At 40.5% G+C, this 25,191-nt stretch carries 28 protein-coding genes and 1 tRNA gene; 22 read left to right on the top strand and 7 right to left on the bottom strand.

Annotated features, from left to right (window positions below):
- From BM213_RS02910 to BM213_RS02895, 4 genes are all read left to right on the top strand, one after another.
- A partial coding sequence (locus tag BM213_RS02910) for a zinc ribbon domain-containing protein (protein WP_143091166.1) occupies positions 1-310 on the top strand: 310 nt, incomplete at its 5' end.
- Positions 311-499: 189 nt separating this feature from the next.
- On the top strand, positions 500-1,255 hold the full coding sequence (locus BM213_RS02905; protein ID WP_091700699.1) for a metal ABC transporter ATP-binding protein: 756 nt from the start codon (positions 500-502) through the stop codon (positions 1,253-1,255).
- 15 nt (positions 1,256-1,270) lie between these two features.
- Complete coding sequence (locus tag BM213_RS02900) at positions 1,271-2,104, top strand: metal ABC transporter permease (RefSeq protein WP_091700696.1); 834 nt, start codon at positions 1,271-1,273, stop codon at positions 2,102-2,104.
- 7 nt (positions 2,105-2,111) lie between these two features.
- On the top strand, positions 2,112-2,537 hold the full coding sequence (locus tag BM213_RS02895) for a Fur family transcriptional regulator (protein ID WP_091700693.1): 426 nt from the start codon (positions 2,112-2,114) through the stop codon (positions 2,535-2,537).
- A 2-nt stretch (positions 2,538-2,539) separates the two neighbouring features.
- Here BM213_RS02895 and BM213_RS02890 read toward each other — a convergent pair whose 3' ends face one another.
- On the bottom strand, positions 2,540-3,115 hold the full coding sequence (locus BM213_RS02890; RefSeq protein ID WP_091700690.1) for a hypothetical protein: 576 nt from the start codon (positions 3,113-3,115) through the stop codon (positions 2,540-2,542).
- A 131-nt stretch (positions 3,116-3,246) separates the two neighbouring features.
- Here BM213_RS02890 and BM213_RS02885 point away from each other — a divergent pair, with 131 nt between their 5' ends.
- Complete coding sequence (locus tag BM213_RS02885; protein WP_091700687.1) at positions 3,247-3,585, top strand: hypothetical protein; 339 nt, start codon at positions 3,247-3,249, stop codon at positions 3,583-3,585.
- Between the two features lie 30 nt (positions 3,586-3,615).
- On the opposite strand, the gene ispG is transcribed toward BM213_RS02885, so the two are convergent.
- On the bottom strand, positions 3,616-4,704 hold the full coding sequence (gene ispG / locus BM213_RS02880; protein WP_091700685.1) for a flavodoxin-dependent (E)-4-hydroxy-3-methylbut-2-enyl-diphosphate synthase: 1,089 nt from the start codon (positions 4,702-4,704) through the stop codon (positions 3,616-3,618).
- Positions 4,705-4,783: 79 nt separating this feature from the next.
- On the bottom strand, positions 4,784-5,095 hold the full coding sequence (locus BM213_RS02875; RefSeq protein WP_091700682.1) for a type IV pilus assembly protein FimV: 312 nt from the start codon (positions 5,093-5,095) through the stop codon (positions 4,784-4,786).
- Between the two features lie 259 nt (positions 5,096-5,354).
- Here BM213_RS02875 and BM213_RS02870 point away from each other — a divergent pair, with 259 nt between their 5' ends.
- Positions 5,355-5,774 carry a methyl-accepting chemotaxis protein gene (locus BM213_RS02870; protein ID WP_244149166.1) on the top strand — a complete coding sequence of 140 codons (420 nt, stop codon included), beginning with the start codon at positions 5,355-5,357 and terminating at the stop codon, positions 5,772-5,774.
- A 15-nt stretch (positions 5,775-5,789) separates the two neighbouring features.
- On the opposite strand, the gene BM213_RS02865 is transcribed toward BM213_RS02870, so the two are convergent.
- Positions 5,790-6,563: a DUF1189 domain-containing protein gene (locus BM213_RS02865; protein ID WP_091700680.1), complete on the bottom strand. Its 774-nt coding sequence runs from the start codon at positions 6,561-6,563 to the stop codon at positions 5,790-5,792.
- Between the two features lie 137 nt (positions 6,564-6,700).
- Here BM213_RS02865 and BM213_RS02860 point away from each other — a divergent pair.
- From BM213_RS02860 to phoU, 9 genes are all read left to right on the top strand, one after another.
- Positions 6,701-6,774, top strand: a tRNA-Ile gene (locus BM213_RS02860).
- 166 nt (positions 6,775-6,940) lie between these two features.
- Complete coding sequence (gene sodA, locus BM213_RS02855) at positions 6,941-7,549, top strand: superoxide dismutase SodA (RefSeq protein WP_091700677.1); 609 nt, start codon at positions 6,941-6,943, stop codon at positions 7,547-7,549.
- Positions 7,550-7,641: 92 nt separating this feature from the next.
- A complete protein-coding gene (locus tag BM213_RS02850) occupies positions 7,642-8,856 on the top strand; it encodes an MFS transporter (protein ID WP_091700674.1) in 1,215 nt (404 codons plus the stop codon).
- A gap of 61 nt (positions 8,857-8,917) precedes the next feature.
- The gene (locus BM213_RS02845; protein WP_091700670.1) at positions 8,918-11,068 is read left to right on the top strand and encodes a peptidoglycan D,D-transpeptidase FtsI family protein; all 2,151 of its coding nucleotides are present in this window, start codon (positions 8,918-8,920) and stop codon (positions 11,066-11,068) included.
- A gap of 114 nt (positions 11,069-11,182) precedes the next feature.
- Positions 11,183-12,154 (top strand): PstS family phosphate ABC transporter substrate-binding protein, encoded by a 972-nt coding sequence (locus BM213_RS02840; protein WP_091700667.1) that lies wholly within the window; start codon positions 11,183-11,185, stop codon positions 12,152-12,154.
- A gap of 71 nt (positions 12,155-12,225) precedes the next feature.
- Complete coding sequence (gene pstC / locus BM213_RS02835) at positions 12,226-13,176, top strand: phosphate ABC transporter permease subunit PstC (RefSeq protein ID WP_091700664.1); 951 nt, start codon at positions 12,226-12,228, stop codon at positions 13,174-13,176.
- Between the two features lie 2 nt (positions 13,177-13,178).
- Entirely contained in the window at positions 13,179-14,060 is an 882-nt protein-coding gene (pstA, locus tag BM213_RS02830) for a phosphate ABC transporter permease PstA (protein WP_091700662.1), read from the top strand.
- 26 nt (positions 14,061-14,086) lie between these two features.
- Positions 14,087-14,899, top strand: coding sequence for a phosphate ABC transporter ATP-binding protein PstB (pstB, locus tag BM213_RS02825; RefSeq protein WP_091700659.1), 813 nt, complete (start codon positions 14,087-14,089; stop codon positions 14,897-14,899).
- A gap of 62 nt (positions 14,900-14,961) precedes the next feature.
- Positions 14,962-15,621 carry a phosphate signaling complex protein PhoU gene (phoU, locus tag BM213_RS02820; RefSeq protein ID WP_003393989.1) on the top strand — a complete coding sequence of 220 codons (660 nt, stop codon included), beginning with the start codon at positions 14,962-14,964 and terminating at the stop codon, positions 15,619-15,621.
- A gap of 35 nt (positions 15,622-15,656) precedes the next feature.
- Here the strand turns inward: phoU and BM213_RS02815 are convergent, their stop codons facing one another.
- Entirely contained in the window at positions 15,657-16,067 is a 411-nt protein-coding gene (locus BM213_RS02815) for an endolytic transglycosylase MltG (RefSeq protein WP_091700656.1), read from the bottom strand.
- Positions 16,064-16,381 (bottom strand): hypothetical protein, encoded by a 318-nt coding sequence (locus tag BM213_RS02810; RefSeq protein WP_244149165.1) that lies wholly within the window; start codon positions 16,379-16,381, stop codon positions 16,064-16,066. Before BM213_RS02810 ends, BM213_RS02815 begins: the two co-directional genes overlap by 4 nt.
- A 144-nt stretch (positions 16,382-16,525) precedes the next feature.
- Between BM213_RS02810 and BM213_RS02805 the strand changes: the two genes are divergently transcribed.
- The 6 genes from BM213_RS02805 to BM213_RS02780 all read left to right on the top strand — a co-directional run bounded on the left by BM213_RS02805 (position 16,526) and on the right by BM213_RS02780 (position 22,727).
- Positions 16,526-18,910, top strand: coding sequence for a sugar phosphate nucleotidyltransferase (locus BM213_RS02805; protein WP_091700652.1), 2,385 nt, complete (start codon positions 16,526-16,528; stop codon positions 18,908-18,910).
- An 80-nt stretch (positions 18,911-18,990) separates the two neighbouring features.
- Positions 18,991-19,140 carry a 50S ribosomal protein L33 gene (rpmG, locus tag BM213_RS02800; RefSeq protein WP_003394001.1) on the top strand — a complete coding sequence of 50 codons (150 nt, stop codon included), beginning with the start codon at positions 18,991-18,993 and terminating at the stop codon, positions 19,138-19,140.
- Between the two features lie 54 nt (positions 19,141-19,194).
- A complete protein-coding gene (locus BM213_RS02795) occupies positions 19,195-19,764 on the top strand; it encodes a 5-formyltetrahydrofolate cyclo-ligase (protein WP_091700650.1) in 570 nt (189 codons plus the stop codon).
- Between the two features lie 160 nt (positions 19,765-19,924).
- Positions 19,925-20,875, top strand: a complete 951-nt coding sequence (locus tag BM213_RS02790; protein WP_091700648.1) for an L-lactate dehydrogenase — start codon at positions 19,925-19,927, stop codon at positions 20,873-20,875.
- A 77-nt stretch (positions 20,876-20,952) separates the two neighbouring features.
- Entirely contained in the window at positions 20,953-21,138 is a 186-nt protein-coding gene (locus tag BM213_RS02785; protein WP_091700646.1) for a hypothetical protein, read from the top strand.
- Positions 21,139-21,197: 59 nt separating this feature from the next.
- Complete coding sequence (locus tag BM213_RS02780) at positions 21,198-22,727, top strand: rhomboid family intramembrane serine protease (RefSeq protein WP_244149164.1); 1,530 nt, start codon at positions 21,198-21,200, stop codon at positions 22,725-22,727.
- Here the strand turns inward: BM213_RS02780 and BM213_RS02775 are convergent.
- Positions 22,698-23,558, bottom strand: a complete 861-nt coding sequence (locus tag BM213_RS02775; protein WP_091700642.1) for a hypothetical protein — start codon at positions 23,556-23,558, stop codon at positions 22,698-22,700. The two genes, BM213_RS02780 and BM213_RS02775, sit on opposite strands and share 30 nt — an antisense overlap.
- A gap of 120 nt (positions 23,559-23,678) precedes the next feature.
- Here BM213_RS02775 and BM213_RS02770 point away from each other — a divergent pair, with 120 nt between their 5' ends.
- Entirely contained in the window at positions 23,679-25,124 is a 1,446-nt protein-coding gene (locus BM213_RS02770) for a spore germination protein (protein ID WP_167357358.1), read from the top strand.
- The last annotated feature ends 67 nt before the right edge of the window (positions 25,125-25,191 follow it).

Below are 25,191 nucleotides of genomic sequence, written 5' to 3'. Positions count from 1 at the left end.
AAAAGAAAAACTAGAATATCTTTGTGAATTTTACGGCATTGAATTCTTGAAACAGGAAGAATCATATACGTCTCAAGCCAGCTTTTTTGACGGCGATGAGATTCCTGAATATAATGCCGACAATCCAAAAGAATATAAGTTCAGCGGCAAACGTATTAAGCGCGGTTTGTATCGAACAAAGTCTGGCAAACTAATTAATGCTGATGTCAATGGCGCATTAAACATCTTAAAGAAAAGTAAAGCTGTAGACCTGAGTGTCTTATGCTCTAGCGGCGAAGTGGACACGCCTCAAAGAATAAGGATTGTTTAAAGCAGTCAAACTTCTTTGGAAGCCCCCACTTCAAATTTTCGCTAAAAAATTAAGTGGGGGTAGTTCACTACCATTATGAATACGCAAGAAGTGCGCGGGGCTAAATTTAAGTCCGCTATTCATTAATGAAGATAAATGCGTTATACTTACTGATGAATCGGAATCATTTTGAATTAAGGTGGTTAAGCAATGGATGATATTTTACGCATAGAGAACGTATCGTTTCGATATGATGACGAGGATGTGTTGCAACATATCGATTTTCGCATTCCAAGGGGTGCTTTCGTAGGTTTAGTCGGTCCGAACGGCTCGGGAAAATCGACGTTGCTCAAATGTATTTTACGATTGTTAAAGCCGCAAACAGGGCGCATTTTTTTGTTCGACACACCGATTGAACAGTTTAAAGATTGGCATAAAATCGGCTTTGTATCTCAAAAGGCAAATAGCTTTAACACAGGGTTTCCTGCGACGGTGTACGAAGTTGTAGCAAGCGGTTTAACTGGAAAGCTTGGTTTATTTCGTCGATTGAAAAAAAGCGATGAAAAAGCGGTATATGAAGCAATTGATGCAGTCGGTATGAGTCCGTTTGTTCATCGAAATATTGGCGAACTTTCAGGGGGACAACAGCAACGTGTATTTATTGCCCGCGCCATTGTGTCAAAGCCGGAGTTTTTAATTTTAGATGAGCCGACTGTTGGAGTAGATGTTCATCACGTGCAAAGTTTTTATGATATGCTTGAGCAATTAAACAAACATCATCATATGACACTGCTTCTCGTGACGCATGATATCGGAACAATTACAGAAAAAGTGACGCATGTTGCTTGTTTAAATAAACATTTACATTTTCACGGAAGCGTGCAACAGTTCGCTCAACTAAAGACAGAAGATGTAGCATCATTTTATGGTCATCATCTCCATTTACTCGCCCACGACCATGTGTAGAAAGGGACGATATGCATGTTAGAAGCATTGTTTCAATATGAGTTTTTGCGAAATGCATTCATTGTCGGGATATTCATCGGCTTCATCGCTCCTCTTTTAGGTGTGTTTGTTGTCGTTCGACGCTTATCACTTATCGCTGATGCGTTAAGTCATGTGACGCTTGCAGGGATCGCCGCCAGCTTACTTTTGCAAAAAAAATGGTTAACAACAGCTACACTCAATCCAATTTACATCGGTATGGCTTTTTCCGTTGCAGGCTCATTATTTATTGAAAAATTGCGTACCGTATATAAACACTATCAAGAGTTAGCTATTCCGATTATTTTATCTGGTGGGATTGGATTAAGTGTTATTTTCATTTCTCTTGCCGATGGATTTAATACAGATTTGTTTTCATACTTATTTGGCAGCGTGAGCGCAGTAAGTCGTGTGGACGTATGGACGATTGGTATCATTTTTTTCATCGTACTTACGATCATTTTATTGTTTTATAAAGAATGGTTTATTTTGTCATTTGATGAGGAGTATGCTCAAGCATCAGGGGTAAAAGTAAAGACGCTTCATTTTGTTTTTATTGTGTTAGTTGCGCTTGTTATTGCCGCTTCGATGCGAATTGTCGGTATTTTACTCGTTTCGTCACTTATGACTCTCCCGGTGGCAGCAAGTATTCGAATTGCGAAAGGGTTTAAACAGGCGTTATGTTTCTCGGTATTATTTGGTGAAATGGCTGTCATATTCGGTTTAATTGTTTCTTATCACTTAAATTTAGCTCCCGGTGGAACGATTGTGTTGTTAGCTGTTTTCATATTGATTGGTGCGATCATGTGGAAAAAGTGGAAGAGAGGATGAAAGAAGCATGAACGTATCTGAAGCGTTTGAATTGATGAAAAAAAGGGGATTTAAGTATACAGAGAAGCGGGAAGAAATGTTGGAGCTGTTCGCACAAACAGACAAATATTTAACAGCAAAAGACGTGCTTGATGTGATGAAAGAACGGTATCCAGGTCTTAGCTTTGACACAGTTTATCGCAATTTGGCGTTGTTCGTCGAGCTAGGTATTTTGGAAATGACAGAACTTTCTGGAGAGAAGCGTTTTCGGTTTACGTGCAATGTGCATCATCACCACCATCATTTTATTTGTATGTCATGTGGAAAAACAAAAGAGCTTGTGACGTGTCCGATGAATGAATTATCCGAAGATTTACGAGGATATAGCATTTCAGGCCATAAGTTTGAAGTATATGGAACGTGTCCATCATGCCAACAACAAGCTGATGTATAGTGTCAGCTTGTTGTTGCAACCAATTGTTCCACTTTTTTCTTTGCTTCATGCCAGTTGTACACCCGAATGACGCCTTCTGGCAGTGGGCCTCGATTATACGGCGTGTCAAATAAAATGACAGGAATAAGGCATTGCTGAGCGATATTACAAGCATTATCGTATTTGTCTTCAAAAAAAATATCGATGTTGTATTTCTTTACTGCCTCAATTTTGTCATGCGAACCGACAAGATCGATATGGTGATAATGCACACCGTGTTTTCGAAACCATTTTTCCGTAATGTCGTATAAGTGACGCCCACGCGCACTAATGTAGTACAGTTCGTATTTATCTTTCCAACTGTTGATGACCTCTAATGCTCCATTAGCAAGTGGTGCTTCGCTGTAAATGATCGGTTCATATTGTTCCATCCATTCGTTTAGTTTTTCCTCAGTTGTGTCTAAAAAGGGGACTAAGTCGTAATCCGTAATATCGTCGAGCGTTAAATTTTTTTGAAACGACTCATTTAAATATGGGATGAATGTACTTGGACATGTGACTGTCCCATCAATATCGATGCCAAATCGCCGTTTGAACATATATGTTTCCCCTCTCTATGATGCAGTTTTTCTCGCTCATTATATCATTGACATAAAGTAACATCTATAATGATGCTTCGTTTACTCCATAATAATAGTGCTCCTCATTTCACGAAAGCGAGGGAATTGTCATGGACAATGAACGTGAGCGATTGTACGACAACGCACGGATAGATACAGTTCCAAATGTAGAAAGAGACTTTATGGAGGAAACAGCAGGTGAAATTGCAGAGCCGGTTCGATTTTCCGATGACAAAGAGATAGACCGTGAAGAAAACGGTCGCGGAGTTGGTTGGCTCGCACTTGCTTTATCGATTGTTTCCCTTTTTCTTATGCCAGTCATTATGGGAGCAGCCGGCATTATTTTCGGATTTATCGCCCGCCGTCGAGGAGCAGAAACGTTAGGTTCTTGGGCGATCGGAATCGGTGCTGTCTCCATTATTTTAAGCTTTTTCGTCCGATTTTGGTAAAACGAGAGGGCATGCCCCTCTCGTTTGTTTTTATTTTCCTTTCGATGCATATTCTTCTGCCAATTTGTCGATTTCTTTTTTCAACTCCTCGACCATTGTTTCCTCAGGTACTTTGCGAACAATTTTTCCATGGCGAAACAATAACCCTTCTCCGCGAGCTCCTGCAATGCCGATGTCCGCCTCTCGCGCTTCCCCCGGTCCATTTACTGCGCAGCCGAGAACTGCTACTTTAATCGGTGCTTTAATTTGGGCAATATACTCTTCAATTTCATTTGCAATGCTAATTAAATCAATTTCGATTCGCCCGCACGTCGGACAAGAAATTAACGTTGCAGCGTTCGCCGCAAGACCGAATGCTTTCAACAACTCGCGAGCCACTTTTACTTCTTCGACAGGATCGGCGCTAAGGGATACCCGTACGGTGTTACCAATTCCTTTACTTAAAATCGCACCAAGTCCCGCAGCACTTTTTACCGTTCCTGCAAATAACGTACCGGATTCAGTAATGCCAAGATGGAGTGGATAGTCGAATGCTTGGGCTGCTTTTTCGTACGCCTCAATGGCTAAACGTACGTCGGAAGCTTTGAGTGAAACAATGATGTCTTCAAAATCAAGGTCTTCTAAAATGCGGATATGGTGTAAAGCGCTTTCGACCATACCATCAGCAGTTGGATACCCGTATTTTTCTAAAATGCGCTTTTCGAGCGAGCCAGCATTGACACCGATACGAATCGGTACGCCACGTTCTTTCGCTGCTTTAACGACCGCTTCAACTTTTTCGCGTTTCCCGATATTTCCTGGATTAATGCGAATTTTATCCGCACCGTTTTCAATCGCTTTTAAAGCGAGACGATAGTCGAAATGAATATCGACAACGAGCGGGATATGAATACGTTTTTTTATTTCAGCAATCGCATCGGCTGCTCTTTCATCCGGGCAAGCGACGCGAACGATTTGGCATCCAGCTTCTTCTAACCGATGGATTTGTGCAACAGTTGCATCTACATCATGCGTTTTTGTCGTCGTCATGCTTTGAATGACAACCTCATTATTCCCGCCAATTGTAATGTTTCCAACACGAACAGGGCGGGTTTTCGAACGATGAATGATTTCACTCACGCGTCAATCGCTCCTTTAACGTATTAATCAAATCATTTTTTATTGTAGCAATGTTTCTTATTTGTTGACAACGTTTTTGCTATTTCTGTTTATAGAGTGGAATACGATACGTTTTGCCAGCTTGAAGGGAATGCGCATTTACATGTGGATTGAGCGCTTGAAAATCAGTAATGAGTTGATCGATGGGTACGGGCAATTTACCATTCATTTCACGTTCGATAATGGAGAGGAGCGTATCGCCACGTTGGACGGTAACCTCGCGATATGGAAGCTCGTTCGTTTGTTTGACCGTTTTTTCTGCATGAATTGTATGAATCGTTCCTTTTGTGACATCATGATACGCAATGGCACATATGGCAACGAGCATAAAAAGAATGAGAAGCTTTTTCATGATATTCCCCCATTTTCCTTTTCTTATTTATCCATATGGCTTGTCCGATCGATGTATGCGTAAAAATTACATGTGCTTTACATTGTTTTACAACGGCTTAACATATGGTTGACATGTTTTTGGTATTCTTTGTCTGTATTTGTCGAAGGGGGATGTGCGGTGGGCGCACAAATAAAAAAGTATGTACAATACATTAGAAAACATATGAATATGTTTACATTCCAACCATCACCAAAGCATGTTAACGAGCATGAAAAATATGATTCGCGAGATGAACGAAACGACAAAGCAGTTAATGATGACAGGTGGGGATTTAGAGAGCGTTTCGCAGCATGCAATCGAGTCGAACGATCACCTTATGGCAGCCATTGCAACTGTGAAACAAGGGGCTGAAGAAACAGCAAGTGCTTCAGATGAAAGCATCTATCGTGTAGACGAGATGAAAAAAGGAATGGAACGTTTATTAACAAGCGTGCAAAACATTTCGGAAAGCGCTAAAGATATGAATATGTCTTCGCAAGGTGGGGGGGAGCGACTGACGCATTTAATTACTGATATTCATTTGTTTGCCGAAGAGTTTAAAAAAGTAAACGATACGATTCAAAGCGTAAAACATCATTCGACGTCGATTACAAAAGTGGTGGAATTATCAACGCTTACCTCCACATTTAAAGTATAAAAAGAAGCAGGTACGTTAGCCTGCTTCTTTTATAGAAGGGAGTTCTTTAATGGAGACAAACAAAATCGTCACAGAAACGAACCAGTCTAAAGCAACTGCATAAGGTACAACGATTTGCAATGCCTCCATAACGGTAAAAAAGATTGTTGCTAGCGTGATGGAGTAAGCGGATATGCTCCACATGTGGCGATACGTGCCGCGCTTATTTAATGTTTCACGGAAGATAAGACCGATGAATGCGAGAACGGTAACGTAAAGGAATTTGCTTGTACATGTGAAAAAGTACAAAATGAGAAACGATAGCGAAATGACAATCGGAAGCAGCGATTGTAGCGTCCCCGCAAACTCATATACATCTTCTTTTGTGAATCGATCTACTTGCATAAAAGTATACGGATATGATTGCATATGTCCATTGGTGACAAGCACAAGTTCCTCTTTTAAAAACGCAACAGCATTGATGTAGCGTGTTGCATCATCTGTGGTAAGTGTACCTGTGCTATCAAACAAAATCGTTACATTCGGATGCGTCAGTTTGATTGGCTCATTTTCATTTGATGTCAGTTTTCCGTCTATGACCTCAAATGGAGGAAGATCTTGTTCGAGTAGCTGATGCGTTGCGCCGATCATTTTGTTTACGCTTATCGTAAAATACATGGCTATGGGTAACGTTGCAATAAGCGATAAAAAGAATACGTAGCCAATCGCTTTTCCAATCGGATGAAAGCGAAAGCGAGCAATATGTACTGGGGAATAGAGGCTTTGTAACAATCGTCTCCACATCATCATTCACATCCTTTTCACGTTTACGCGTCATCATTTCCCATTCTACTTCTTTTTATGTTCGCTACACAACCATTTTGTTTCACCATTTGCACGTATTGACGATAGGTGACTTTTTTGATAAAATTACCATCGAATATGACGGACCCTTAGCTCAGCTGGTTAGAGCGGACGGCTCATAACCGTCTGGTCGCAGGTTCGAGTCCTGCAGGGTCCATTCGCCTCGCTGAGCAAGTCGGTGAGGTTTTTTTGCAAATAATTTGAAACATTCGCTTCATTTTGGTACTCTTAAAGTAGGTTCACTTATGAAACTTTTCTGTTTGTTAAACGTGTAAATAAGTTTCATTAGTGGATGATTACATAATGAAGAGGAGGAATGAAGCATGGCATTTGAATTACCACAATTGCCTTATGCGTACGATGCATTGGAACCACATATTGACAAAGAAACGATGAATATTCATCACACGAAACATCATAATGCGTATGTCACTAACTTAAATGCGGCGCTTGAAGGACATCCGGAGTTACAAAACAAAACAATTGAAGAGTTAATGGCCAATTTAGAAGCAGTACCTGAAAGCATTCGTACAGCTGTCCGCAATAACGGTGGAGGACACGCAAACCACTCACTGTTTTGGACAATTCTTTCGCCAAATGGTGGCGGTGAGCCAACAGGTGAGTTAGCAGAAGCGATTAACAATACGTTCGGCAGCTTCGAAAAATTTAAAGAAGAATTTTCAAAAGCAGCTGCAACACGTTTCGGTTCTGGTTGGGCTTGGCTTGTCGTTCATAACGGCCAACTTGAAGTGACAAGCACACCAAACCAAGATACGCCATTAATGGAAGGGAAAACACCAATTTTAGGATTAGATGTGTGGGAACATGCGTACTATTTGAAATATCAAAACCGTCGTCCTGACTACATTTCAGCATTTTGGAACGTAGTGAACTGGGACGAAGTTGCAAAACGTTACGCGGCAGCGAAATAATGAAAAAGAGCTCGACAGATTTTGTCGGGCTCTTTTTTGTATATCACTGTAAAAGAGTAGGCAAACTACTTGTAAAGAAAGGGAGTTTGCCTATGAATAGATGGAAACGAATAGTTTTGCATATCCGCACGCATCGACAGTTGTTTTTGTTATTGGCGATCGGTGGACTGTATGCTCTTAGCATCGCTTTGTCCAATACGTTTGTAAACGTATATGTTTGGAAAAAAGTGAACAGCTTCCATGCGCTAGGTATATACAATTTAGCGATTGTCACATGGCAGCCGCTTGCATTTATCGTTGCTGGAAAAATCGCAAAAAAGATCGATCGTGTCATTGTTTTACGAATGGGTGTTACGTTTTTGGCGCTCTTTTTTTTAGTTGTCTTATTTAGCGGAGATCGGGCGATGAACCATTTATTTTTACTTGGTGGGTTGCTCGGTATTGGTTACGGTTTTTATTGGCTAGCATTTAACGTATTAACATTTGAAATTACCGAGCCGGATACACGTGATTTATTTAACGGGTTGCTTGGGGCGATGACGTCTGTGGCGGGGATGATTGGTCCGCCGCTTGCTGGCTGGGTCATTGCTTCGAGCGAAAAGTTTACCGGGTATATGGCCATTTTTTTATCCTCTTTATGTTTATTTATTGCAGCTGTTGTATGTAGCTTTTTTGTACATCGGAGGCAATCTGCAGGCCGTTTCATGTTACAACGTGCGTATGCCGAACGAAAGAAAAATAAAAATTGGAGAATGATTACAAACGCCCACTTTTTTCAAGGATTTCGGGAAGGAACGTTTGTGTTTATCGTTTCTATTTTCTTATTTATGGCAACAGGAACAGAAAAAGCACTTGGCGTATTTGGTTTCGTCAATGCGATCGTTTCGTTTATTACGTATTCGCTTGCCTCCAAATATATAAAGCAACGATGGCGACTGCATGCCATTTTATTTGGTGGCGTGCTATTATATGCTTCTGTATTTTTGCTCGTGTTCGATTTATCCTACTTCAAACTGATCGTATACGGTGCGCTCATTGCGATTGGATATCCGATTTTGCTCGTTCCATATTTGTCGCTTACATTTGACGTCATTGGACAAAGCAATCATGCGAAAGAGTGGCGAATTGAATACATTGTTGTACGGGAATTGTTTTTAAACGGTGGGCGCGCTGTCTCTGTTTTATTGTTTTTATTAGCTATTACGTTGTTTGACGCGAAAGAGGCGATCCCGTTGCTAATGTTAATTGTTGGAGCTGGGCATTTTATTATTTACTTTTTTGTAAGGCGCATTCGACTTTCTAGGTAGAAATTTGCGAGCATTTCTTTTACAATGAGAAAGGATTAAGTAAAGGAGGTGCTTGCCTGTTTTGAATCAAACACAGTTTCAAAAAGCAAAGAAGAAGAAAAAAAGAGCACAATTACCTTTTCGCTTGAACGTATTGTTTTTCTTTGTGTTTTTACTATTTTCGACCCTTATTTTAAGGTTAGGCGTCATTCAAATTGTGTATGGCGAACAATACAGAAAAGAAGTAGAGCGCACGGAAAGTATCACGGTCAATACACCAGCACCACGCGGGAAAATTTATGACCGAAACTATCAAGTTGTTGTTGATAACGAACCGCTTCATGCGATTACGTATACTCGAACGCATACGACAAAGCCGTCAGAAATGATTGAGACAGCTAAAAAACTAGCATCATACATTGAAAAACCAACGGATCGTGTGACAGAAAGAGATATAAAGGACTATTGGATTTTGACGAACGAAGAAAAGGCTAATGCAAAAATTACAGAAGCAGAATGGGCGCGGTTTCGTGAAAAAAAACTAACTGATAGAGACATTTATCGCTTGAAGCTTGAGCGTATTACGGAAGAAGATATAAAAGCGATTAAAGAACATGAACTTGAGGTTGTTGCTATTTTTCGGGAAATGAATCGTGGTTATGCACTAACACCGCAAATGGTCAAAAACGAAGGTGTAACAGACGAGGAATATGCCATTGTTAGCGAACGTTTAGAGGAACTTCCGGGTGTAGATGTCACAACGGATTGGAACCGCCATTATGTTTACAACGATACGTTTCGCACGGTGCTCGGGAACATTACATCGTCAGAAGAAGGTTTGCCCCGTGAGAAGCTTGACTACTACTTAGCGCGCGATTATAGCCGAAATGATCGCGTTGGAAAAAGCTATATTGAAGCTCAATATGAAGATGTATTGCGCGGACAAAAAGCAAAAATAAAAAACGTAACTGATAAAGCCGGAAACATTATTGAAACGATTGAAATATCGCAAGGACGGCGTGGGAAAGATATCGTTTTAACAATCGATATGGAATTACAAAAGCGGGTCGAGAAAATCATTGAGGAAGAATTAATGACGATGAAGCGTCGCAGTGGTACAGAATTGCTTGATCGAGCTTTTGTCGTTATGATGGATCCGAATACAGGAGAAGTTTTATCGTTAGCCGGGAAACAATATATACGTGATGAGAATGGGAAAGTTGCACTAAGAGATTATGCGCTCGGCACAATTACATCTGCTTACGCAATGGGATCAGCGGTCAAAGGAGCTACTGTGCTAACTGGCTTCGAAACGGGAGTTATTCGTCCAGGAACGGTGTTAGTTGATGAACCGCTATATATTAAAGATACTCCAACGAAAAAATCGCATAGTGGCATTCGGCCTGGCCCAATGAACGATTTAAAAGCACTTGAAATGTCATCAAACGTTTATATGTTTAAAACAGCTATTGCGATCGCAGGTTCTACGTATCGTCCGCATCAACCGTTGCCGATTAAAAAAGAGGCGTTTTCTATTATGCGCCGTTATTTTAATCAATTTGGCTTAGGTGTAAAAACAGGGATTGATTTACCAGGGGAAATTATTGGATGGCCTGGACAAAGTACACTTCCGGGACATTTACTCGATTTGTCGATCGGACAGTTTGACATGTACACTCCGATACAAATGGCTCAATATGTTTCGACAATTGCAAACGGTGGATATCGCGTGCAGCCACATGTAGTGAAGGAAATTCGCGATCCGATTAGTGAAAAAGATTCCATGGGCAATGTGATTTATTCGTTTGAACCAAAAGTGTTAAATCGCGTCGATATGAAAAAAGAATATATTGAGCGTGTGCGAGAAGGATTTTATCGTGTGATGCACGGTTCAAACGGAACAGCGCGTGCGTTTTTCGCTAATGCTCCTTATGACCCGGCCGGAAAAACGGGAACAGCCCAAGCGTTTTATGATGGACCGATCCAATCGCGCCGTATGACCCCAACGTACAACTTAACGTTAGTTGGTTTTGCGCCTTACAACAATCCCGAAGTCGCATTTGCGGTCGTTGTGCCATGGGTATATCAAAATCCAAAAAACCATTATCCGATCAATAACTATATCGGAAGAAAAATTTTAGATGCGTATTTTGAATTAAAAAAAGATCGGCAATCGAATGAGCAATCCTCTACTGAACTGTTGCATAATGATGAACAAACGATGGAAAGATAGAAGAAAGCGAATTTACAAAAGCTTAACATTTCATTAAAACGAATTTAATACCTTTCCATTATGCTATAACACGTAGGACAAAAACGAATGAAAAAAGTAGGGGGAAATCAAAAGATGAAGAAAAACAAATGGTTTGCACTCGCAGGAATGACAAGCGCTGTATTAGCGTTCACAACAGCATGTGGTGGAAATAGCGCTGAGCAAGGCGGAGAAAATGGTGGAGAACAGTTAAGCGGAAACGTTGTTGTTGACGGATCATCAACCGTTTATCCAATTGTTGAAGCAGCCGCTGAAGCGTATGCGGGTGAACAACCAGATGTAAAAGTATCTGTTGGTTTGTCCGGAACGGGCGGTGGATTTGAAAAGTTTACGAAGGGAGAAACAGACTTTTCAAACGCTTCTCGTCCAATTAAAGATGCTGAAAAGGAAGCTGCTGAGAAAAATGGCATTCAATTTGAGGAACTTCAAATCGCATTTGATGGCCTTTCGATTTTAGTGAATAAAGATAACGACTGGGTTGATTATTTAACAGTCGATGAGTTAAAGAAAATCTTTGCTTCAGGTGCAGTAAACGGCGATGACAAAGTAAAATGGTCGGACATTCGTCCAGAGTGGCCAAACGAAGAAATTAAATTGTTCTCACCGGGACACGACTCTGGTACGTTCGATTACTTCGATGAAGTCATTTTAGATGGACAACCGTTAAACAAAACAGCGCAATTATCTGAAGATGATAACGTACTTGTGCAAGGAATTGCAGGCGATAAAAATGCGCTCGGTTACTTCGGATTTGCATACTACATTGAAAATAAAGATAAGTTGAGAGCTGTACCAATTGATAACGGAAACGGTCCAGTTGAACCGACGCATGAAACAATTCAAAGCGGTGAGTATGCACCACTTTCTCGTCCAGTATTTACGTATGTTAGTGTGAAATCATTAAAAGAGAAAGCGCAAGTGTACGACTTTGCGAAGTTTTTATTAGAGAACGGTGCAGAGTTTGCTGAAGAAGTTGGTTACGTCGCGCTTCCACAAGAGAAATACGATGAGCAGTTGAAAAAGATTGAAGGGTTAAAACAACAATAAAAGTGGGATGAGAAGCGATCCACATCGTCGCTTCTCATCTTTCCATGAATTTGGAAAGGGGTTTTCACATTATGGCGATGACAGATGGGAATCGTTCATATTCTGTCCGTAAAATGATTAAAGAGAATAAGAAAAAACAAAACGGACAGCAGTTTATTGAATGGTTAATGCCAAAATTGCTATTGTTGACAGCAACCATTTCTGTTTTAACGACGATCGGCATTTTATTTACGTTATTGTTTGAAACATTTATTTTCTTTGAACGAGTATCTATTGTAGAGTTTTTAACAAGTAAAGAGTGGCTTCCATGGGATGAAAAAACCGGATCGTTCGGTATTGCTCCGCTCGTGACAGGAACGCTTTTAACGACAGCAATTGCAATGCTTGTAGCGATTCCGATCGGTTTAGCTTCAGCGATTTACTTGAGTGAGTATGCGTCTGAAAAAGCACGGAAAGTATTGAAGCCGATATTAGAAGTATTGGCGGGAATCCCGACAATCGTATATGGATTTTTCGCATTAACGTTTGTTACACCACTTTTACAAAAAGTTATTCCTAATTTAGGGATTTTTAACGCGTTAAGCCCCGGTATTGTCATGGGTATTATGATTATTCCGATGGTTGCTTCCTTATCTGAAGATGCGATGAGTTCTGTGCCAAACTCCATTCGTGAAGGAGCGCTTGGCCTCGGTTCAACGAAGTTAGAAGTTGCTTTAAAAGTCGTCCTTCCTGCAGCGACGTCAGGTATTGTCGCATCGTTTATGCTTGCCATTTCTCGTGCTGTCGGTGAGACGATGATTGTAGCTGTAGCAGGTGGTTCTTCTCCGGTGCTTACATTTGACGTAACAAAATCAATTCAAACGCTCACAGCTTATATTGTACAGGTGACTACAGGAGATGCGGGCTATGGAACGACAGTATATTACAGCATTTACGCTGTTGGTATGACGTTATTCGTGTTTACATTAGCTATGAACTTACTTGCGCAATACATTTCTCGTCGCTTTAGGGAGGAGTACTAATCATGGAAAAATTAATTGACAAACAACGTGTCGTTCAATATATGGACGGTCGTTTGTTGCGCAACAATGTGTTGAAGTTTTTATTTTTCTTAGCTACATTATTCGGACTCATTGTTCTCGTCGTCCTTCTATATCGGATATTCACTCAAGCAATTGGCTGGCTAAATGTTGACTTTTTAAATAATTTCCCGTCTCGTCGACCGGAAAACGCAGGGATAAAAGCGGGGTTGGTCGGTTCACTCTGGTTGATGGTGATCGTTGCTCCTGTTTCCCTTATTCTCGGGGTTGGAACAGCGATTTACTTAGAGGAGTATGCAAAGAAAAGTCGGTTTACTGATTTTATTCAAACGAACATTTCTAACTTAGCAGGTGTTCCATCGATCGTATTCGGTTTGCTTGGTTTGACGATTTTCGTTCGCGAGTTGAATTTAGGGCGCAGCATTTTAGCAGCAGGTTTGACGATGAGTTTGCTCGTTCTTCCTGTCATTGTCGTTGCAGCGCAAGAAGCTATTCGCGCTGTGCCGAATCAATTGCGCGAAGCATCGTATGGTATGGGGGCAACGAAATGGCAGACGATTTATCGCATCGTTCTTCCAGCGGCTATCCCTGGCATTTTAACGGGGAGCATTTTAGCTTTATCTCGTGCAATTGGTGAAACTGCGCCGCTCGTTGTTTTAGGTATTCCGACATTTTTGGCGTACTTGCCACAGGGCATTCTCGATACATTTACTGTCATGCCGATGCAGATTTATAACTGGACGTCGCGTCCACAAGCTGACTTCCAAAACGTCGCAGCTGCCGGAATTGTCGTGTTGCTCGTTGTGCTCATCTTTATGAACTCGATTGCCATTTTCATTCGCAACAAGTTTCAAAAACGTTATTAATTGCGCGTTGAAAGGGGAACTTATCCATGGAATTAACAGTTGTGAAAGAACGTAAAAATAAGCAAGCGGAAGAACGAAGTGAAAAAAACGTTGTGTATCGCACGAAAAATTTAAATTTATGGTATGGAGAACATCATGCGCTAAAAAATATTGACTTAGATATTTACGAAAATGAAGTAACAGCTATTATCGGTCCATCGGGTTGTGGAAAGTCGACATACATTAAGACGTTAAACCGAATGATCGAACTTGTACCAAACGTGCGTACGTCTGGTGAGATTACGTATCGTGGGCGTAACATTTTCGATAAATCGTACCGCGTCGAAGAATTGCGTACGCAAGTGGGAATGGTATTCCAAAAGCCAAACCCGTTTCCGAAATCGATTTATGATAACGTAGCATATGGACCACGTATTCACGGCATTCGCGATAAGAAAATTTTAGATGAGATTGTCGAAAGAAGTTTGCGTGGCGCGGCAATTTGGGATGAAGTGAAAGACCGTTTGCACACGAATGCGTACGGATTGTCAGGTGGACAACAACAACGTTTATGTATTGCTCGCTGTTTAGCGATTGAGCCAGATGTCATTTTAATGGACGAACCAACGTCTGCGCTTGACCCAATTTCAACATTGAAAGTAGAAGAGCTTGTGCAAGAGCTAAAGAAAAACTACAGCATTATTATCGTTACACATAATATGCAACAAGCTGCGCGTATTTCCGACAAAACCGCCTTTTTCTTAAACGGTGAAGTCGTCGAGTATAACGATACAGATAAGTTGTTCTCAAATCCAGACGACAAACGAACAGAAGATTATATTACAGGCCGATTTGGATAAAAAAATCGTGCGAGCGTACTCGCACGATTTTTTCAAAATACAAAAAGGGGGAGTGTGGTTCAATGGCTGTACGTGAGAAGTTTGATGATGATTTACAAGCGTTGCGCGATCAACTGTTGCAGCTCGGAAGTTTAGCAGAAATTGCATTAACACAATCATTTGAAGCATTGAAAACGAAAAATAACGATTTAGCGCTACAAGTGCTTGAAAATGATGCAAAAATCGATTTGCTTGATGAAGAAATTAACGATTTTGCGATTTTACTAATTGCAAAACAACAACCTGTTGCGATCGATTTGCGCCGCATTATTGTTGCGATTAAAATTGCAACGGACGTTGAAAGAATGGCGGATTTTGCTGTCAACATTGCAAAATCTGCGATTCGAATTGGTGAACAGCCGTTTGTGATTTCGTTAAATAAGTTAGAAAAAATGCATAATATAGCAGTGAATATGCTTTCATTAACGTTAAAAGCGTACTATGAAGAAGATGTTGTTGCTGCTAAAAAAGTGGCAGATATGGACGATGAAGTCGACCGCTTATATGGAGAAACGATTCGTGAACTGCTTGAGCGAACAAAAGCTCATCCAGATGCTATGTCACAAATTACCCAACTATCTTTTACCGCTCGCTACATTGAGCGCATTGCTGACCATGCTACAAATATTGCTGAAAACGTCTTTTATTTAGTAAAAGGGAAACATTACGATTTAAATGACTAAATGAAAAGGATGTCCTCGCACGTGCGTGGACATCCTTATTTTGTTATTTGTCGTGCAATTTGTTCATGAGACATATCGCTCGTAACGATATATGTTCCCGGGCGAACAGCGCGCGTCAACTGGTGCGTATCAAGGTATGTTAAAAATGATTGTGCGTCATCAATGATGCGAGCTTGCTCGAGACGTTTAGCGATATCTCGGCTTGCTTCCCCTTTTTCGATCGTTAACGTATAAACGTACGTTTCTTTTCGCGGAAGTGTCGTGTTTTTCTTTTCTTTTTTTAGTTTTTCTAGCTCATCAGCTAGTTTATTTCGTTCAGCGATCACTAGTTCATATTGTTGTTTCGTTACATGTGTATCGCCCATGTAATAAACGTGGTACACGATAGCTAATATCGTTGTAGCGAACAATATGCCAGCCGAAAATGCACGAGTTATGTTTCTCATCGTTCATTCCTCGCGATCGTTAAGCTCACTTCATCAATCGGCATATGTACTTTGTGGGCGATTTGTTCCTTTGTCCATCCTTGCTTATATAAGCGCCATATTTGTTCTTCATTGGAAAATGGCTCGATTCCGACGAGCAATTCCTCTTCGATCGCTTTGACACGTTTCTTTATTTCATACAATTGCTGCATCGTTGACAACGTTAGCTGCTCTACTTGTTCTTCTACTTCTTTTACGCGGTCTTTTTGAAAAAAGGAAATAAGCAACAGTAAAACAGCAAAAGAAACAAGTCCAATAAATGTGTATTCGATCATGTTTTTCACCCCACTTTATTATACATAGGAATATAGCTATCATGCATCATTTTCGTGTAAAGTCGACAAATTTCATATATTGTCCAAATATTGTTACTATGATAGAATGGAAAAAAGTGTGCTTTCACTTAGGGGGGATATGTTGTGAAAGCAGTCATTATGGCGGGGGGAAGAGGAACGCGGTTACGTCCTTTAACTTGTCATGTTCCGAAACCGCTTGTACCTGTTATGAACAAACCCGTGATGGAGTATAGTATTGAATGGTTAAAACGATATGGAATTACAAATATTGCTGTAACTGTTCAATATTTAAGTGACGAAATCGTTCGCTATTTTGGTGACGGGCGGCGGCTCGGTGTGCGTCTTCATTATTTTGAAGATGACGTACCACTTGGAACGGCAGGAAGTGTGAAACACGCACAATCTTTTTTAGATGATACGTTCGTTGTAATTAGCGCGGATACAATCACAACGATTGATTTACAGCCAGCACTAGATTTTCATTTCTCCAAACAAGCAATAGCTACTGTTCTTATGCACCACGAAGCCATTCCTCTTTCATACGGTGGAATTGTGACAGATCGACACGGAAAAATGATTCATTTCGTAGAAAAACCAAAATGGAATGAAGTATGTAGTGATTTAGTTAACACAGGCATTTACATTTGCCATCCAGCTATTTTCGATCATATGCCAGAGCATCCACCTTATGATTTTAGTCAACATATTTTTCCATATCTCATTCAAAACGGATATCCGATATACGGATGGCAAGCGGATGGATATTGGACGGATATTGGTGTCATTGAACAATACCATCAAACACACATGGACTTTATGGCTCATCGTTTTATTCCCCCGCATTATAGAGAAATTGCTCCTGCTGTATGGGTCGGGGAGCGGGTCGACATTGCGCAACAGGTAAAGTTGGAAGGACCGATTGTCATTGGGGATGATGTATGTATTGATCAACATGCGGCGATTGGCCCTTATACAGTCATTGGTGCTGGTTCATTCATTGGGAAGCATGCATCACTAAAGCGCTCTATCGTTTGGCCGGACGTGTATATCGATCAACATAGTGAATTGCGTGGGGCGATCGTAGCGAACGATGTGTACATCGGCAAAAAAAATGAAATATTTGATTATGCAGTAATTGGAACAAAATGTAAATTAGAAAACAAGGTAAAGGTGCAGCCTTTAGCAAAAATTTGGCCAAATAAAACGATTGCTGAGAAAACGAGAGTAAAGGAATCGATTGTATGGAAAGAAAGACAGATGAAAACATCGTTTAGTGAGCAGGGAATGAAAATACGAGCGGCTGATGCGCAACCGTCACTTATTGTGCAGCTGGCATCAGCATATAGCAACTTATATCAAAGGGGAAGCTGTATATTAATCGGTTTTGATGACCATCCGCTTTCTGAAACGATCAGCATGTTATTTGCCCAATGTTTGCACATGCATGGGCTAGATACAAACGTATATGATGGAGCGTATTTACCAGCTTTTCGTTACATTATTGCTGATAAAGGCTATGATGGAGGCATATTTATCACAATCAATGAACATGACGAAGTAATCATCGATATACATGATGAATATGGATATCCGGTCGATCGAAAAGTGGAGCAAGCGATTGAACAGAAAATGGGATATGAGGAAATGAGTTACGTGCCAACAGGGCAAATTGGTCAATCAATGAAACAAAAAGAGGACGATTACACGTACGTTCGCACATTGCAACAATCGATGTCCTTTTCTTCATTAGAGCCATTGAAAGTCGTTGTATGCAGTTCTCCTTTATTACGAAAAGTGATTGAACGTACGCTTCAGTCGTTTCCAATCGAAGTGATTTGGACAGCAAATGGGAATGACGAATATATGAAAAATGAAGTAGAAAAGACACAAGCTCATTTCGCGATTGTATTTCATCATTTTGGGGAACGTTTTCGCATTTTTGACGGACGAGGGGTCGTTTTGACGAATGAAGAAGCTATCTCTTTACATGTATTAGTATCTCTTTTGTTTAGTGAAACGAAAAAAGTAGCAGTTCCTTCTTGGGCGCCGTCCGTTTTGCATACGCTAGCGGAACGTTTGCATGGCGAAATGATTTATGTCAAAGATACGAGACGAGACTTGCTTCTTGCTCATCATGAACCGTTTCATTTTTATTTGGACGGATTATACGCGTGCATACAACTGTTACATTTGTTAGCGATTGAACGTTGTTCCCTTCGTGCCATTGTGTCGTCTATTCCGACAATCCATTTATCTTGTCGTCACGTTTACTGTCCGTGGAACGAGCGTGCTGCTGTGATGCGTAAGTTGTTAGAAGATGAAAGCGACAAACAAGTTGATTTTACAGATGGAATGAAAGTATATCACGAAGACGGGGCGTGGACGTTAATTTTACCGAAGCTTGACGAACCAACGTTGACCATTTATTCACAAGCGGCAAATGCTCAAAAGGCAAAAGAATATACGAAATACTATATAAAGAAAATTCGGCAATATCAAAACGTATAAAATTCATATGGAATTTGTTTTAAAAAAATGATATGATGGAAGGGTGTGATTACAATACTTTTGTTTGGAGGGAAAGAACGATGCGTGTAAATATTACGTTAGCATGCACAGAATGCGGCGAACGCAACTATATTTCAACAAAAAACAAGCGCAACAATACAGAGCGTCTTGAATTGAAAAAATATTGCCCGCGAGACAAAAAAGCAACGCTTCATCGTGAAACAAAGTAAGCAGCAGGAACTTTCTCCTGTTGCTTATTTTTTTATGAAAGAGGGGGAAGGATAATGGATAAGAAATTATTGCGACAACAGATAAAACAACGTATTTTACATATGACAAAAGAAGAGCGTAAGAAAAAAGAAACAATCATTCACGACATATTATTTCAGCAACATAGTTGGAAAAAAGCACATGTAATTGGCATAACGATATCGCGGCAAACCGAAGTGGATACAATGGCCATTATTGAACGGGCATGGCAAGAGGGAAAAAGAGTTGCGATCCCAAAATGTGATGTACAGACGAAACAAATGGTATTTCGAGAAATTCATTCGTTTCAACAAACCGAACGCTCTTTTTTTGATTTATATGAACCGATTGTGGAAAAAACGAAAGAAGTACAAAAGCACGATATACAATTGTTATTCGTGCCGGGGCTCGCTTTCGTTCGCCGAGGGTATCGGCTTGGCTACGGGGGAGGATATTACGACCGATATTTAGTAGACTTTCCTAATGACACTTTTTCTCTTGCGTACGACTGCCAAATTGTTTCTACCCTACCGATCGAAACACATGACATTCCTGTTCAAATTGTCATTACGAATGAAGGAATTATCGTTTGTGAAAACGAATAACAAAACAGAGTGATTGTATTTATATCATACAGGTGAAAAAATTAACAAAATGTTAATAATTTATGACCCATAAACTTTGTGAAACAGTGTACAATGTAAGTGTAGGACAGGTAAACAACGCACATATTGTAAAATCACATATATGAAGGGTGGAAGAACAATGTTCAATAAAGTAAATCGTGTTGTTTTAGTTGGGACAGGTTTTGTCGGTTCAAGTTATGCGTTTGCGCTGTTAAACCAAGGGGTAACAGAAGAACTAGTACTTATCGATATTAATAAGGAAAAATCAGAAGGAGACGCGATGGATTTGAACCACGGCATGCCGTTTGCTCCGTCGCCAACGAAAATTTGGTTTGGGAATTATGAAGACTGCAAAGATGCAGATCTCGTTGTGTTAACAGCTGGAGCAAATCAAAAACCAGGGGAAACACGACTAGATCTGGTGGAGAAAAATACGAAAATTTTCAAAAATATTATTGATCAAGTAATGGCGAGTGGATTTAATGGCATTTTTCTCGTTGCGACAAACCCTGTTGATATTTTAACATACGCTACATGGAAATTTTCAGGTTTACCAAAAGAGCGCGTTATCGGTTCAGGTACAATTTTAGATACAGCTCGCTTCCGTTATTTATTAGGTGAATATTTTCATGTCGATACACGCAATGTGCATGCTTATATTATTGGTGAGCATGGAGATACAGAGTTGCCGGTTTGGAGCCATGCGTTTATCGGATGTCGTCCAATCGCTGATATGATGAAGGAGAAATCTGAATATAAACAAGAAGATTTGGATCAAATTTTTGTGAATGTACGTGATGCAGCATATCAAATTATTGAGCGAAAAGGTGCGACATATTATGGAATTGCTATGGGTCTTGTTCGTTTGACAAAAGCGATTTTACAAAATGAAAATAGCATTCTTACCGTATCCGCTTATTTAGAAGGCCAATACGGACAAAGCGATATATACATTGGTGTACCTGCGATCGTCAATCGCAACGGCATTCGCGAAGTTGTCGAATTGCAATTGAATGAGACAGAAAAGGAAAAATTTACTCATTCAGCAACTGTATTAAAGGATGTTATGAAGCGTGTTGGCTTACAATAGGTTGTCTCATCATGAGGCAACCTTTTTTATAATTTCGTTTCGAAAAGGGAACGGTAAAAATGAGGAGGTTGATCATATTGAATGGAAGAACACGGCTTGTCACCTTACTTGCTGTACTAGTTCTTTATCGGTTTCGCTATCGATTACTGAATGAAGTATTGAAACAGGAATCTGTTCGAAAGCGGCTTGTGCAATGGGGGATGTCTATTCCGTTCATTCGCCATCGCCTTATGCCCACATTATTTTTACAAAAGTACAAATAGTTGCGCTTTGTAAAAGAGTATGGTAAAAGAGGGGTATGATAGCGAAGGGAGAGGGAAGGTTGAGCATTCGCTCTGATTTTGTATACTGGCAAATGATATTCCAACTTTTAAAGGCAGATCATGAAATCGTCTATTTGTCGTCTGACGAAGGGGAAGCTTGGCTACAGTCTACGCGCGAGCGAAAAGCGCCTCTCGTTCGCCTCGTTCGCACCGACATCGATTGGAGCATATCGTTAAAGCGCGATATGCAACGTGCGCTTGTTGCTGTCGATGAATGGAGGAGGAAACAGTTTCGTCGCCAGCTTCATGTCATTAACATATATGTGATGATGTATCCGCCAGTCGACGATTGGGAATTACATGTGCAGCATCCGTTAATAAATGATCGAGTGCATATGGAAACATTCGTCATGCATGCAGGCAATATGTATTCGATTTTGCACGAACTTTCTGCCCGGTTCCAACAATCGATGAAAGTATATGTACCTGACGATTCTCCAATTTTATACGATGAACTGCAATCATTTAAAAAACAAGTGTTATCGTTCGCTGAACAAGTGTATGAAAACGAACGGCGCATGTTTGAGCGTGGAAAAGGAAGATGGACATATGTATTCATTGCGTTGCAAATCGCTATGTTTTTCATTTTAGAGTTAAACGGCGGAAGTACAAATACGTTGACGCTTATTGAATATGGGGCAAAATTCAACCCGCTTATTTTGCAAGGGGAATGGTGGCGATTTTTTACACCAATCGTTTTACATGTCGGTTTTTTGCATTTAATTATGAACACGTTTGCGCTGTATTACTTAGGTCCGCTCGTTGAGAAATTGTACGGCTCGTTCCGTTTTTTACTCATTTATATATTTGCAGGTTTTGCCGGTTCACTCGCTAGTTTTTTGTTTTCGCCATCAGTATCTGCTGGTGCGTCTGGCGCGATTTTCGGATGTTTTGGAGCCCTTCTTTATTTTGGAAAAGTGCATCCACATTTATTTTTTAGAACAATCGGAATGAATGTGCTAACGATCATTGGAATCAATTTAGCATTTGGTTTCATTGTCCCAAATATTGATAACGCTGGTCATATTGGTGGTCTAATCGGCGGATTTTTAGCCGCTAGCATCGTTCATCTTCCGAAAGAGCGTCTTCGTCTTAGTCAGTGGCTGTCGGCTTTGTTGACCGCAATCGTTACTGCTGCATGTTTATATATTGGTTTTCATCGGCCACCAGCGGACGAAGCACAGCTCGTTCTTGCTTTGTCAAAGCAATATATTGACGAGCGTGAGTATGGAGAGGCCGAGCGAATGCTTGCACTCATTCATCCGCAAGATGCGGAAGCATATAAAGCAGATTTTTTACGTGCGTACATTCGTATTCAACAAAAAGATTATGATGCGGCGAAACAATATTTATATGATGCCGTCGAAAAAAATGAGCATTTTCATGAGGCATTTTACTATTTAGCGTTATTGTATGCGGAAGAAAAAAAATATGAAAAAGCAAAGCAAGCGGTAGAACGTGCATTGCAGCTTCAGCCAGATGACAGGCAATATAAACAGCTATTGCGTGAACTCGAGCAGCTGCTTTAACACGACGAGCTCCCCGTCTACTGTTTCTGTGATAATGAGTAGCTTGCTGTAATCTTTTTTTATTAAAATAAGCGGAACGGTGCTGCCGATTGGTGATTCAATCGAACCGTTCTGTTTTTTTATACCTAAAAAATAATTTTTGTATAATCCTTCCCATAAATTCCCTATCATTATTTCGGTTTCATTTGTTGTTAAATCCATAAATGGTTGTTCGTTATATTGAACAAGTTCGGTCAAATATAGATGATAATATTCGTCTGTTTGTAGGATGTCATTCGTCTGTTTGGCGGCTTTGTTGACGATCGTCTGCGTTTGTTTATTTAATGTATTTGCCCACGTTTTTTGTTCGCTTGTTATCGGTTTGCGAAACGATTGAAGTGGGGCGAATGAAGAGTCAATGACGTACAACAAATCCCCGCTCATTTTTTGACTGCTTCGAATATCATCGCCATTATGCAATTCTCCTTGATGATACGAAATCGATTGAAACAGTCGACTCCCTTTTTGTTCAACATGTTTTTGTTGAATAAGATTTTTCCCTTTTTCTTTCCATTTTGATTGTGTAGCTATTAATCGTCCATTCGCGAAAAGCATGGAAATATCTTGGCGCAAGTAGGCTGTTCGATCAAGTGATGAAGTGACAATCCAGTCGATCACATAACGCGTTTCTTTCTTTTTTGGCTGTAGTGATAATTTTGTTTGAGCATTCGTAAAGCGGACGGTCGGGTCAATCGGGAAAAACATAATCGTTTCACGCGCAGGTCGTTCAAACATTTGAACGATGATGACAAATACAAACAACAAGATAAATAGTAATGATAGACGTTTCATCGCATTCCTCCGGTCAAGCTTACATTTGTAAAAATGTATGTGCATGCTATACGAAATATGTATGAACGAATATGGATATGTCAAAGATGGGTGGTAGTAAATGTAAAGTAGGTGATTGCAATGAAACGAGTATCTTCGCGTCTTTCGGAAAACGTAGCATATATGAAAACAAAACTTGGCGTTGAGAAAAGCTTTGACGTCATTTATTTAGATGTGCATTATGCAGGAAAAGACATGGCGTTATTTATGATTGACGGGTTTGTTAAAGATGATATTCTCCATTATTTAATGAAATTGTTGTCCGAATTGCCGAACGGTGTGTTAGATGAACAACCATTAGATAAATTATTAAGAACGCATCTTCCATATGTGGAATTGGATCAAACGGATGATTTTGAACGGATTATTGATGGAGTGCTTGCAGGCCCGACAGCGCTCTTTGTAGACGGAATGAACAAAGCCATTTTAATCGATGCTCGTACATACCCTGTACGAGGCCCTCAAGAACCGGATATGGAACGTGTCGTTCGGGGGGCACGAGACGGATATGTAGAAACGATTGTTTTTAATACGGCACTAACGAGACGACGTGTGCGCGATCGTTCGTTACGGATGGAATATATGCAAATTGGGCGACGTTCCAAAACGGATGTATGCGTTTGCTATATTGAAGATATTGCCGACTCAGCTATTGTCGAGGAAGTGAAGCAATCATTAGCTAAAATTGATACAGATGGTTTGCCGATGGGGGAAAAAACAGTCGAGGAATTTATTTCAGGGAGACACCTTAATCCGTACCCTGTCGTTCGCTATACAGAGCGGCCGGATACGGCAGCTGCTCATTTATACGAAGGGCATGTTCTCATTTTTGTCGACGGTTCTCCAAGTGTTTTAATTGCTCCGACAACATTTTGGCATCATTTACAACACGCAGAGGAATATAGAAATAAACCTATTGTTGGCGCGTATTTGCGCTTCGTTCGCTTTCTTGCAGTGTGGCTTTCTATTTTTTTATTGCCACTTTGGTACATGTGTATGAAAAATCCAGAGCTCGTTCCACCCGCATTATCATTTGTCGCTAAGTCAAGTGAGGGGAATATTCCGTTATTCGGTCAAATATTGCTCATTGAGTTTGGATTAGATATGTTGCGCATGGCGGCTATCCATACCCCATCTGCTTTAGCTACGGCGCTTGGGCTCGTTGCTGCGCTAATGATCGGGGGAATCGCAGTAGAAGTCGGTTTATTTTCAAACGAAGTGATTTTATATTTTGCTATGGCGACGATTGGAACGTTTGCGACACCAAGTTATGAACTCGGATTAGCTAATCGGCTCGTTCGTCTTGCTTTGCTCATCGTCACTGCGTTATTTGGAGTTGTTGGATATGTAGTTGGTATTACGATATGGCTTGTGATGCTTGCGCGCATGCAATCGTTCGGTGTGCCATATTTATGGCCATTTATCCCGTTTTCATATCGCGGAATGCGCGATGTGCTCATACGCTCCCCGATTCCATTAAAAAATCGTCGTCCGACTGTACTGCATCCGAAAGATCCAGATCGGTAAAAATGTGAAAAATTCCGCAAAGTCACGGATCGGTTCTTGACGCCTGTTCGTTTTCTTTATACATTTA

This window comes from Anoxybacillus pushchinoensis (assembly GCF_900111795.1).
Lineage (GTDB): Bacteria > Bacillota > Bacilli > Bacillales > Anoxybacillaceae > Anoxybacillus > Anoxybacillus pushchinoensis.
This window is presented reverse-complemented; position numbering and strand designations above follow the sequence as displayed.